Below are 309 nucleotides of genomic sequence, written 5' to 3' on the forward strand. Positions count from 1 at the left end.
CGGGTACCAATTGCGTCGTATACAAAGCCATTTTTCCTTCGCAAAGCCCAGGCTGGAATAGATGAAGCCCTAAAATATGTTGCTGGAGTGGGGGGGCTTTGGTTGTTTTACGACTCGAAATGTGAATTTTGCCAGCCGCAGGCGAACACTATCCAGGAGCTGTCCAAGGAATATGGCTTCGTCACAAAGTTCATTTCTATGGATGGAAAGACACTACCGAACGTACCTGAATTTGAGGTTAACGCTGGGCACGCAAGTTTACTTAACTTGCGCTTAACACCAACAACGGTGCTTGTTGTACCACCTAAT

General features: G+C 46.6%; 1 protein-coding gene. It reads left to right on the forward strand.

Going from position 1 to position 309, the window contains the following annotated elements:
• On the forward strand, window positions 1-309 hold a 309-nt coding region (gene traF, locus AC3XQU_RS23550), incomplete at both ends, for a conjugal transfer protein TraF (protein WP_489876563.1).

The sequence above is a fragment of the Telluria sp. AZSoR62 genome (assembly GCF_058111565.1).